The sequence below is a fragment of the Brevibacillus sp. 7WMA2 genome, assembly GCF_010748895.1.
In the GTDB taxonomy this organism is placed as follows: domain Bacteria; phylum Bacillota; class Bacilli; order Brevibacillales; family Brevibacillaceae; genus Brevibacillus_B; species Brevibacillus_B halotolerans.
On record NZ_CP048799.1, the window covers coordinates 4,774,154 to 4,788,019 of the forward strand.

Sequence of the window (13,866 nt, forward strand, 5' to 3'; positions counted from 1 at the left end):
ATATGTTTAGCAGAAGTAATGTGCAAAATTTGTATCGTTTATCTCCTATGCAAAAAGGGATCTTATTTCATTCCTTAAAAGATAAAGAAAATCATGCCTATTTTGATCAACTGATCTTTACTTTGGAAGGTAAGGTAGAGCTTGAATATTTGGAAGAAACCTTTACCCAATTAATCAAAAAGCATGATATTTTACGAACTGTTTTTCGCTACAAAAAAGTAAAAGAACCTGTACAAATGGTATTAAAGGAAAGAAGCTCCACTATTTATTTTGAAGATATTTCTCATCTGGAGCCAGAAGAAAAAGTGAATTACATTAAGCAGTTTAAAATGAGGGATCGGGAGAAGGGGTTTGACCTCTCCCGGGACCTCCTCATCCGAATGTCATTATTTAAGCTTGATCAGGAGCAGTATCAGTTAATAATGAGTAATCACCATATCATTATGGATGGTTGGTGCCTTGGCATTATCCTTACTGATTTCTTACGTATGTATAAAGGAATCGTGAATCATACCCCTGTTCCATACGAGCATGTGACACCTTACAGTAAGCATATTCAATGGCTAGAAAAACAGGATCATCAGGAAGCAAAGGAATTTTATCAACAGCTATTAGAGGGATACGACAAAGTAACAGGTGTTCCACAGCAATTAGTACGGGCGAATCACGAAGAATATACTCACGGACAATGCATCGTGAAATTAAATCAAGAAACTGCCGACCGATTGATTGCCATAGCCAAAGCCTACCAGGTTACAGTCAATACCGTCTTCCAAACGATTTGGGGGATATTATTACAAAAATATAATAATACGGATGACGTAGTATTTGGATCAGTTGTCTCGGGGAGACCGGCAGAGATTCCTGATGTTGAAAAAATGGTTGGGCTATTTATCAATACAATTCCTGTGCGAATCAAAGCGGATCAACAAGAGCGATTCGACACGCTAGTAGCCAAAGTACAGGAAATGGCCTTGGCTTCAGAATCATATGATTATCTTTCGTTGGCAGATATTCATCCAGAAGCTGGCGATTTTATCAATCATATTATTGCGTTTGAAAATTTTTATATCGATATGGACAGCTTTAATCAGCTAGCAGATAAAAAAGAGCTTGGATTCTCGCTCGCATTCGCCACAGATCATCACGAGCAAACCAATTATGATCTAAGTGTGCAGGCGCAGATTGGTGATGAATCTTCCATTAAAATTTTATATAATTCCAAGCTTTATACATCGGAATACATAGCAAATGTAATTGATCATTTTGTTACTGTGGCTGACATAGTGGCTGCTGATCCTAGCATCCCTGTAAAGGAAATCGATATTTTAACAAAAGATAAAAAAGATCAGATTCTCTATGGTTTTAACAATACCTATGCAGATTATCCAAGAGAGAAGACCATCCATCAGCTATTTGAAGAACAAGTAGATAAAAATCCGAATCAGATCGCACTTGTGTTTAAAGAAGAGAAGCTGACTTACGGTGAGGTAAATGCGAAAGCCAATCAGTTGGCATACGTGTTAAGAAAGCAAGGTGTACAGCCTAATGATGTAATCGGCATCATCACCGAACGCTCCCCAGAAATGATCATAGGCATTTTGGCGATTTTTAAAGCAGGCGGAGCTTATATGCCTATTGATCCTTCTTATCCGGCTGAACGCATTCAATATATGCTACAGGATAATCAAACGAAGCTATTATTGGTGCAAAAACAAGAAATGATACCAGCCAATTATCAAGGAGAGGTATTGTTCTTAACCCAAGAGAGCTGGATGCATGAGGAAACATCTAATCCGGCTCATATTACTCAAGCACAGGCTTTAGCATATGTGATGTATACCTCTGGTTCTACAGGAGAGCCTAAGGGAATTTTGACAACACATCAAAATATTATGAAGACCGTCATTCATAACGGTTATGTTGAGATTACGCCAGGAGATTGCTTGTCGCAGCTCTCCAATTATGCCTTTGACGGCTCTACCTTTGAAATCTATGGGGCATTATTGCATGGAGCTACATTACTTTTAGTAACAAAAGAGGCTGTACTCAATATGAATGAGCTGGCACGTCTTATTAAGAAGGAGCAAGTGACGGTTTCCTTTATGACGACTGCTCTGTTTAATACACTGGTGGATTTGGATATAACGTGCTTTCAATCGATACGAAAGGTGTTGTTCGGAGGAGAGCTTGCTTCGGTTAAGCATGTCCTGAAAGCCCTTGATTATTTAGGCGAGCACCGGGTTATCAATGTGTATGGACCAACGGAAACTACCGTGTATGCTACCTATTACTCTGTAGATCACTCCATGCTGACGAGGGCATCTGTTCCTATCGGAAGACCGATTAATAACACGAAAGCCTACATTGTAAATACAGATGGACAGCCTCAGCCAATAGGAGTAGTCGGTGAGCTATGCATCGGCGGTGAGGGGGTAGCATGTGGTTATCTTAACCGTCCAGAGCTGACAAAGAAACATTTCGTGGATAATCCGTTTGTCTTGGGTGAACGAATGTATTGTACCGGAGATTTAGCCCGCTTTTTACCCGACGGCAACATCGAATACATCGGGCGGATGGATGAACAGGTAAAGATTCGTGGTCACCGGATTGAGCTGGGCGAAATCGAAAAGGTTCTTTTACAGCACCCAGCTATCAGCGAGACAGTGCTTTTAGCAAAACGAGATGAGCAAGGCCATTCCTATCTGTGTGCGTATATAGTAGGTCAGGCATTTTGGACTGTTACAGAGCTGCGTCAACACTTGATGGAATCCTTGCCAGAATACATGGTGCCTTCCTACTTTATCGAGATTGAGAAACTACCGCTTACGGCAAACGGGAAGGTAGATAAGCGAGCGTTGCCTGAACCAGACAGAAAAATGGGCAGTGCTTACGTTGCTCCAGAGAACGAAACAGAGGAGAAACTGGTTCAATTTTTCCAAGAGATTTTGGGTGTTGAACGAGTTGGCACGCAGGATACATTTTTCGAGCTTGGTGGTCACTCCCTTAAGGCAATGATGCTCGTTCTACAGATTCATAAAGATATGGGCATTGAAGTCCCGTTAAAGGAGATATTTACACGTCCTACCATCAAAGAATTAGCGGCGTATATTCATAAGATGGATCGCTCTGCCTACAGCATGATTGAGCCAACTGCCAAACAAGAGTATTATCCAGTCTCCTTTGCCCAAAGACGAATGTTTGTAGTGCAGCAAATTAGAGATACGAATACAACCAGCTACAATATGCCGATTTTGCTAGAAATAGAAGGGGCTCTTGATAGGGAAAATGTGAAACAAACTCTGAAGAAATTGATAGAGCGTCATGAATCAATGAGAACGTCATTCCACATGATTGACGAGACCTTGCTGCAAAAGGTGCATGATGATGTGGCATGGGAAATGGAGGAGATGGAAGCGTCCGAGGAAGAGGTTTATGCTTTGACAAAATCCTTCATTCGTCCTTTTGATCTCGGTCAAGCTCCATTGTTTAGAGCAGGATTAATTCGTGTTAATCCTGGGCGTCATTTGCTGCTGCTAGATACGCATCACATTATCTCAGATGGCGTATCTACTAACATACTCTTTCAAGATTTTACGCAATTCTATCGTGGACGAGAGCTGCCTGCCCTGCGAATTCAATACAAGGATTTCGCCGTCTGGCAACAAGGAGAGGCTCAGCTTGCTCGTCTGCAAGAACAAGAGGAATACTGGCTGAAACAATTTTCAGAGAGTGTGCCTGTACTAGAGCTTCCTACTGATTTTCCACGTCCAGCGATGCAGCAGTTTGATGGTGACGTATTGGACTTTGAATTAAATCAGCAAGTATGGCAGGAATTACAACAGCTCATTGTTAAAGAGGGCTGTACGGCTTACATGATATTGCTGGCGGCTTATCATGTCTTGCTTTCCAAGTATTCCTCGCAAAACGATATTGTGATAGGTTCCCCGATAGCAGGCCGCACAAATGCTGATTTACAATCGATTGTCGGGATGTTTGTTAACACGCTGGCTATCCGCACCAAATCAGAGGAAACTCAGACATTCCGCGAGTTTCTCTCTACGATTAAACAACTGGTTCTTCAAGCTCAATCCAATGCAGAGTATCCATTTGAAGAGCTGGTTGATAAGGTAAATCCAAGTCGCGATCTAAGTCGCCAGCCTTTATTTGACACAATCTTTGTCATGCAAAACATGGATATTACAGAGGTTGCGATACAAGGTCTTTCAATCGTAACGAAAGACATGGAATGGAAGCATTCAAAATTTGATCTTACATGGGCGGCTGTAGAGAAAGAATCCTTACATTTTTCAGTTGAATATAGTACCCGCTTATTTAAGAAAGAAACAATTGAGCGGATGGCGAAGCATTTTGCCCATTTGCTAAATCAAGTGGCGGAAAATCCTGACTTGAGCCTTTCAGATATGGAATTGGCAACGGATGAAGAAGTGTACCAGCTTTTGGAGGAGTTTAATAATACAGAAGCTGATTATCCGAGTGATAAAACGATCCACCAGCAGTTTGAGCAGAAGGTAGAGGAAAACCCTGATCAGATAGCGTTGTTATTTAAAGATAAGGAAATTACTTACGGACAGTTGAATGCAAAAGCAAATCAATTTGCTCGCGTATTAAGAAAGCATGGGGTACAGCCGGATCAAGTGGTGGGATTAATCACTGATCGTTCCATTGAAATGATGATAGGAATTTTGGCAATCTTAAAAGCTGGCGGAGCCTATTTGCCAATTGATCCTTCTTATCCAGTAGAACGGATTACCTACATGCTAGAGGATAGTCAGGCACAGCTTTTGATTGTGCAGGAAGCTGCTATGATTCCAGAGGGGTATCAGGGCAAAGTGTTGCTTCTAGTAGAAGAGTGCTGGATACAGGAGGAAGCGTCCAACTTAGAGTTGAATAATGATGCCCAGGATTTGGCGTATGTGATGTATACCTCAGGGTCTACTGGTAAGCCAAAGGGCAATCTGACGACTCACCAAAACATTTTGAGAACCATCATCAACAATGGATTTATCGAGATTGTACCAGCAGACCGTCTATTACAGCTATCGAACTACGCCTTTGATGGCTCTACCTTCGATATCTACAGCGCGCTATTAAATGGAGCGACTCTTGTACTGGTGCCAAAAGAGGTCATGTTAAATCCAATGGAGCTGGCGAGGATCGTCCGCGAGCAGGATATTACGGTTTCGTTTATGACCACGTCCCTGTTCCATACGCTAGTGGAGCTTGACGTGACTAGTATGAAATCCATACGCAAGGTTGTATTTGGTGGGGAAAAGGCTTCATACAAGCATGTAGAAAAGGCTCTGGATTATCTCGGAGAAGGCCGTTTAGTAAATGGATACGGCCCTACAGAAACAACCGTTTTTGCTACCACATACACGGTGGATTCTAGTATCAAGGAAACGGGAATCGTACCGATTGGCCGTCCGTTAAACAATACGAGTGTCTATATTTTGAATGAGAATAATCAACCACAGCCGATTGGAGTACCAGGGGAATTGTGCGTTGGCGGAGCAGGAATTGCACGTGGATATTTAAACCGACCAGAGCTGACAGCAGAGCGCTTTGTGGATAACCCGTTTCTTGTCGGAGATAGAATGTATCGGACGGGAGACATGGCTAGATTCTTACCAGATGGCAACATTGAGTACATCGGACGAATGGATGAACAAGTGAAGATTCGCGGACATCGAATTGAACTGGGCGAAATTGAAAAAAGTCTCCTGGAGTACCCTGCTATCAGTGAAGCAGTACTTGTCGCAAAACGTGATGAACAAGGTCATTCCTATCTGTGCGCTTATGTTGTAAGCACGGATCAATGGACGGTGGCTCAGGTACGTCAACACCTACTGGAGGCTCTGCCAGAGTACATGGTACCATCCTATTTCGTTGAGCTTGAAAAGCTACCTCTTACTTCCAATGGCAAGGTAGACAAGCGTGTATTGCCTGAACCAGACCGAGTGATTACCAATGAGTATGTGGCGGCAGTCAATGAGACAGAGGAGAAGCTAGTTCAGTTTTTCCAAGAGATCTTAGCTGTAGACCGAGTGGGAACGCAGGATACATTCTTTGAATTGGGGGGTCATTCCCTAAAAGCAATGATGCTGGTTTCAAGAATACACAAGGAATTAGAAATAGAGGTTCCGTTAAAAGAAGTATTCGCCAGACAAACCGTTAGAGAATTAGCAGCCTATATCAGACAGGCTGAACAGTCGGATTACAGCGAAATCCAACCGGCCATGGAGCAAGAATATTACCCGGTATCTAATGCACAGCGACGAATGTATGTAGTTCAACAAATGAGGGATGTAGAAACAACAGGCTACAATATGCCTTTCTATTTAGAAATGGAGGGTGCTCTAGAGGTAGAAAAGCTATCTCTAGCTTTGAAACAACTAATTGAGCGTCATGAGTCATTGCGAACCTCCTTCCATATGATTGAGGCTGAACTGATGCAAAAGGTACATGCAGAAGTCGCATGGGAGATGGAAATGATTCATGCCGTAGAGGAAGAAGTTCAACAGCTGACCGATTCCTTTATGCGTCCTTTCGATCTTGCCAAGGCGCCACTATTCCGTGCGGGACTCATTCAAATCAATCCGAAGCGACATTTATTGATGCTGGATATGCATCATATCATCTCAGATGGGGTATCGATGAATGTATTGTTTCAGGATATAACGCAGTTGTATCAAGGGATAGAGCTGAGTCCTCTCAAGATTCAATACAAGGATTTTGCGGTGTGGCAACAAGGCATGGCTCAGGTTGTCCGTTTTCAGGAGCAGGAAAGGTATTGGTTAAACCAATTCTCTGGTGACCTACCAATTTTGGAAATGGTAACTGATTATCCGCGACCAGCCATACAGCAGTTCGATGGAGATTCCTGGTCATTTGAAATTGATGCCAAAGTATTGGACAGCATAAAGCAATTGTCAGCTAAGCAAGGCACTACGTTGTATATGACTCTGTTGGCGATTTATCAAATCCTGTTAGCCAAGTATACCCGTCAAGATGACATCATTGTCGGAACTCCGATTGCAGGAAGACCTCATGCAGACACAGAGAGCATTGTGGGGATGTTTGTTAATACACTAGCCCTACGCGGTCAACCAAAAGAAGAGCAATCTTTCATCTCTTACTTATCAGAAGTGAAAGAAAACGTACTACAAGCTTATGCCAACGCTGATTATCCATTTGAAGAGTTGGTAGAGAAGCTGCATTTACAAAGAGATATGAGTCGTCATCCATTGTTTGATACGATGTTTGTTTTACAAAACATGGATATGTCCGATATAAATATTTCTGGTCTAAAGCTTCATTCGCGTGATTTAAACTGGAAAAATGCAAAATTTGATATGACCTGGATGATAGCCGAACAAAATAATCTATTGATTTCGGTTGAGTACAGCACCAGCCTGTTTAAACATGAAACCATTCAAAGGCTAGAAAAGCATTTCACTTATTTAGTAGAACAAGTGGCTAAGCATCCGGATTGCTTACTCAGAGATTTAGAACTCACAACAGACGAAGAAAAACAGCAAATACTGACGGTCTTTAACGACACTGCTACTGATGATTTACAGGATTTATCCATCTGCCATCTATTCGAACAACAAGTACAGCGTTTTTCAGATCGGCCGGCACTTGTGTTTAAAGACAAGCAGCTCACATACAGTGAGTTCCATGCAAAAGTAAATCAATTAGCCCGGGTACTCAGAAAGAAAGGTGTGCAGCCGGATCAAGCGGTTGGATTAATCACCGATCGTTCCATTGAGATGATGATAGGGATTTTCGCCATCCTAAAAGCAGGCGGAGCTTATATGCCAATTGATCCTTCCTATCCAATCGATCGTATTGAGCACATGCTAGAGGACAGCCGGACTAAGTTGTTATTCGTGCAAAAAACAGAAATGATCCCTGCTAGCTATCAGGGGGAGGTATTACTCCTAGCGGAAGAGTGCTGGATGCATGAAGATTCATCGAATTTGGAGCTGATCAATAAAACACAGGATTTGGCATATGTCATGTATACCTCAGGTTCTACTGGTAAACCAAAGGGTAACCTGACGACTCACCAAAACATTTTGACCACCATCATCAACAATGGCTATATCGAGATCGCGCCAACAGACCGTCTATTACAGCTATCTAACTACGCTTTTGATGGCTCTACCTTCGATATCTACAGCGCGCTATTAAATGGAGCGACTCTTGTACTGGTGCCAAAAGAGGTCATGTTAAATCCAATGGAGCTGGCGAAGATCGTCCGCGAGCAGGATATTACGGTTTCGTTTATGACCACGTCCCTGTTCCATACGCTAGTGGAGCTTGACGTGACTAGTATGAAATCCATGCGCAAGGTTGTATTTGGCGGGGAAAAGGCTTCATACAAGCATGTAGAAAAGGCACTGGATTATCTCGGAGAAGGCCGTTTAGTAAATGGATACGGCCCTACAGAAACAACCGTTTTCGCTACCACATACACGGTGGATTCTAGTATCAAGGAAATGGGAATCGTACCGATTGGACGTCCGTTAAACAATACGAGTGTCTATGTCTTAAATGAGAATAATCAGCTTCAGCCGGTTGGAGTACCAGGGGAATTGTGCGTTGGCGGAGCAGGAATTGCACGGGGCTATTTAAACCGACCAGAGCTGACAGCAGAGCGCTTTGTGGAAAATCCTTTCGTGTCAGGAGATAGAATGTATCGTACCGGTGATTTAGCACGTTGGTTGCCGGATGGAAGCATGGAGTATTTAGGACGGATGGATGAGCAGGTTAAGGTACGCGGTTACCGAATTGAGCTGGGAGAAATAGAGACAAGATTATTGGAGCATCCTGCTATAAGCGCAGCGGTTTTACTAGCAAAGCAAGATGAGCAAGGGCATTCGTACCTATGTGCTTACATCGTTGCAAATGGGGTATGGACGGTTGCGGAACTACGTAAGCATCTAAGTGAGGCTTTGCCAGAATACATGGTGCCTACTTATTTTGTAGAACTAGAGCAGATACCGTTCACTTCTAATGGGAAGGTGAACAAACGCGCTTTACCAGAGCCGGAAGGACAAATTACTAGTGTATATGTGGCCCCAGAAACGGAGACAGAAGCAAAAGTAGCAGCGTTATTCCAAGAGATTTTGGGTGTCGAGAGAGTTGGTACACAGGACATGTTCTTTGAGCTGGGTGGTCATTCGCTAAAAGCGATGATGCTCGTTTTACGAATGAATAAAGAACTGGGCATCGAGGTGCCTTTGAAAGAGGTATTTGCACATCCTACTGTCAAGGAGTTGGCAGCAACGATCGACCTTCTTGATCGATCAGGCCACTCAGAGATTGAGCCTGCTCCAAGGCAGGAATTCTATCCAGTATCCTCCGCGCAGAGACGGATGTACGTGGTGCAGCATTTAGGAAATGTCCAAACAACCAGCTACAATATGCCGCTTTTCCTTGAAGTGGAGGGAGCTTTAGAAATTGATAAGCTTCATCTAGCACTTGAGAAATTGGTCGAAAGACACGAGTCGCTGCGAACCTCCTTTCATATGGTTGACGAAGAGCTGATGCAGCAGGTGCATGAAGAGGTGGCCTGGGATTTAGAGATCATGGATGGAACGGAAGGAGACCTTGCAAGCATCACAGCAGGATTTATACGTCCGTTTGATCTCAGCCAAGCTCCATTGTTCCGTGCAGGCATCGTGCGGATTAGCCCTGAGAGATTCCTTTTCATGCTAGATATGCACCATATCATCTCAGACGGAGTTTCTACCAATGTATTGTTCCAGGATATAACGCAGCTCTATCAAGGAAAGGACCTGCCTCCTCTTCCGATACAGTACAAGGACTACGCTGTGTGGCAACAAGCTGATGCTCAAGTGACTCGCTTACAAGATCAGGAAAGCTATTGGCTACATCAATTTGCTGGAGAAGCTTCTGTCTTGGAAATGCCGACAGATTTCCCGCGTCCTGCAGTCCAGCAGTTCGAAGGAGATGTATGGACCTTTGAGATTGATGCTGACATTCTCAGCCAGTTGAAAAAATTATCAGTGAGTCAGGGTTCTACTCTATATATGACTTTATTGGCGGCTTATCAGGTGTTGCTGGCCAAGTATACCGGTCAAGATGATATTATTGTCGGTTCACCAATTGCGGGACGCCCTCATGCGGATGTAGAGAGCATCGTCGGTATGTTCGTCAACACGCTAGCTTTACGTGGACAGCCTGTAGGAGAGCAGACGTTTATTTCCTATCTGGCACAAGTTAAGGAACAGGTTTTACAAGCTTATGCCAATGCAGAGTATCCATTTGAGAAATTGGTAGAGAAGCTCGATTTACAACGAGATATGAGTCGCCATCCACTCTTCGATACGATGTTTACTTTGCAAAACATGGAGATGACTGATATTGATTTGGCAGGCTTGACCTTCAAGCCATTTGATTTTGAATGGAAAAATGCCAAGTTTGACATGGATTGGACAATGCTTGAGGAAGAAACACTCAAGGTAGCTATTGAATACAGTACAAGCCTGTATACAAAAGAAACCATTAGCAGAATGGCTCAACATTTCACCTATGTTTTACAACAAATTATTGAGCATCCAGCCATTCGTTTGGCTGAAATCAAAATTGCTACTCTGCCAGAAATTGAACAGATTCTAACGCAATTTAATGATACTAGGGCCAATTACCCTGATAACCAAACCATTCATAGCCTATTTGAGCAACAAGTGGAGCGTACACCAGAACAGATAGCTGTTGTCTATCAGGATCAATCCATCACGTATCGTGAGCTTAATGAACGTGCAAATAGATTGGCACGTTGCTTGATCGATAAAGGGATACAGAGAAATCAATTTGTTGCAATCATGGCGGATCGTTCCATAGAAACCGTTATTGGAATGATGGGAATTCTCAAAGCAGGAGGAGCTTATGTTCCAATTGATCCTGATTACCCTCTAGATCGAAAGCTGTATATTCTTGAAGACAGCCATGCATCACTATTATTGTTCCAGCAAAAGCATGAGGTCCCCTCAGAATTCACAGGTGATCGGATATTAATTGAGCAGATGCAGTGGTACCAAGCGGCTGATACGAATGTGGGGATCGTCAATACAGCTCAAGATTTGGCGTATATGATCTATACCTCAGGTTCTACAGGTCAACCAAAAGGGGTAATGATTGATCATCAGGCAGTATGTAATCTATGCTTAATGGCCCAAACCTATGGAATCTTTGCGAATAGTCGCGTTCTACAGTTTGCCTCCTTTAGCTTTGACGCTTCCGTAGGAGAGGTTTTCCATACCCTTACAAATGGAGCCACTCTCTATCTGATGGATCGCAATCTGCTAATGGCTGGCGTTGAGTTTGTTGAATGGTTACGAGTAAATGAAATAACTTCTATTCCGTTTATCTCGCCTTCTGCATTACGTGCATTGCCGTATGAGGATTTACCAGCATTGAAATATATCAGTACAGGTGGGGAAGCATTACCTGTAGATTTAGTCAGACTATGGGGAACTGAGCGAATCTTCTTGAATGCATATGGTCCGACTGAAACAACAGTAGATGCAACGATTGGCTTATGTACGCCAGAGGATAAGCCACATATTGGTAAGCCTGTGTTGAATAAAAAAGCCTACATTATTAATCAGAATTATCAACTTCAGCCAATTGGGGTACCGGGTGAGTTATGCATCGGTGGAGTAGGGATTGCTCCTGGATATTGGAACCGCCCTGAACTAACTAAAGAGAAATTTGTGGATAATCCATTTGCCCAAGGCGAAAGAATGTATAAGACGGGGGACTTAGTACGTTGGCTTCCGGATGGAAATATTGAGTTTTTAGGACGTATTGATGATCAGGTGAAAATTCGTGGACACCGAATTGAATTGGGTGAAATTGAGACGCGGCTTCTTGAGCATGAGCAGGTAATAGAGGCGGTTGTGCTGGCGCGTGAAGATGAACAAGGTCAAGCTTATCTGTGTGCTTATCTGGTAGCAGCAGATGAATGGACGGTAGCAGAACTGCGCAAACATCTAGGAAAAACACTCCCCGATTATATGATTCCTGCTTATTTTATCGAGCTTGAGGAGTTTCCTTTGACACCAAGCGGGAAGGTGAATAAAAAAGCTTTACCAGAGCCTGATGGACAAATACAAACGGGAGTGGAGTACGTAGAGGCTACTACCGAAAGCCAAAAAATCCTTGTTGAGGTTTGGCAAGAGGTGTTACGTGTCGAGCGGATCGGTATTTACGATAACTTCTTTGAGCTGGGCGGTGACTCCATCAAAGCAATTCAAATCACAGCAAGATTGCGTCGTTACCACCGCAAGCTGGAAATCAGCCATCTGTTTAAGCACCCAACGATTGCAGAACTTGCTCCATGGATGCAAACCAGTCAGGCATTACTTGAACAAGGAACTGTTGAAGGCGAAGTTATGCTTACGCCAATTCAAAAAGCATTCTTTGAAGAAAATCAGGAACAGCCGCAGCATTTTAATCAGGATTCGTTACTGTACAGCTCGAATGGCTGGAACCAAGATGCGATCGAGCAGGTATTTGAAAAAATAACGGAGCATCACGATGCCCTGCGAATGGTGTATCCGCATACCGAGGGCAAGGTGACTCAGATCAACAGGGGACTTGAGGACAAGGCGTTCACATTGCAGGTGTTCGATTTTACCCAAGAACCAACTAATACGCAGGCAACGAAAATTGAGCAAATCGCTACTCAATTGCAAGCGAGCTTTGATTTAGAAAAGGGACCTCTGGTACGACTTGGCTTATTTACCACCAAGGCTGGGGATTATTTACTGATCGTGATCCATCACCTAGTGATTGACGGCGTCTCTTGGCGTATATTGCTTGAGGATTTTCATAATGCTTATCAGCAAGTCATTCAAGGTCAAGCAATTGTACTTCCTGAAAAAACGACCTCCTTTAAAACATGGAGTGAGCGCTTGAATGAATATGCAAATAGTCATGCTCTTTTACATGAGATTTCATATTGGAAGCAGATGGAAGAAATATCGATCGCCCCTCTTCCTAAAAAAGGAAACAATGACGGTAGATATTATGTGAAGGACAGCGAATATGCCACGATGAGTCTAACAGAAGAAGAAACCCAAAATCTTCTTACTCGTGTACATCGAGCTTATCGAACGGAGATTAATGATCTGTTGCTTGCTGCATTAGGATTAGCAAGTAAGGAATGGACAAAAGAGAATCGAGTGGCTATCCACTTAGAGGGTCATGGTCGTGAGGAAATAGGTGAAGGGGTAGATGTCAACCGCACTGTTGGATGGTTTACCTCACTATTCCCAGTCGTGATTGATTTAGAAAATGACGAATTGCCTCTCATCATTAAATCGGTAAAAGAAACCCTGCGCCGAGTTCCTAATAAAGGCATGGGCTACGGCATACTCAAGCATCTGACAAGCGATGCGAACAAACAGGAGGTAACCTTCTCGCTTCGCCCAGAGATCAGCTTTAACTATCTGGGGGTATTTGATCAACAAGAGGAGGAGAGCGAATCTGCTGGGATTCCTACTGGTCAGCCGATCAGCCCGCAATATTATGACACGCACCTGCTGGAGTTTAATGGAGCGGTCTCGAATAACCAGTTGCATGTAAATTGCCGATTTGCTCCTGCAGCCGTTGATCGAGCGATTGTTGAAATTTTGATGGAGCGCTTCAAGCACCATTTACTTCTAATTAGTAAGCATTGCTTGGAAAAGGATACCGTAGAATTTACACCTACTGATTTTACAGAAAAGGAATTAAGCCAAGAACAGCTTGACGATCTATTAGATGATTTGTTTGAAGACATAGATGATCTGTAATCGCAATGAG

General features: G+C 43.2%; 1 protein-coding gene. It reads left to right on the forward strand.

Translation table 11 applies throughout. From position 1 onward, the window contains the following. Positions 1–2 precede the first annotated feature (2 nt). Positions 3–13,856 (forward strand): non-ribosomal peptide synthetase, encoded by a 13,854-nt coding sequence (locus GOP56_RS20715; RefSeq protein WP_163246507.1) that lies wholly within the window; start codon positions 3–5, stop codon positions 13,854–13,856. The last annotated feature ends 10 nt before the right edge of the window (positions 13,857–13,866 follow it).

Excerpts from the sequence above, each read along its gene's own strand:
- GOP56_RS20715 (WP_163246507.1), top strand. The coding sequence starts at position 3 with ATGTTTAGCAGAAGTAATGTGCAAAATTTGTATCGTTTATCTCCTATG.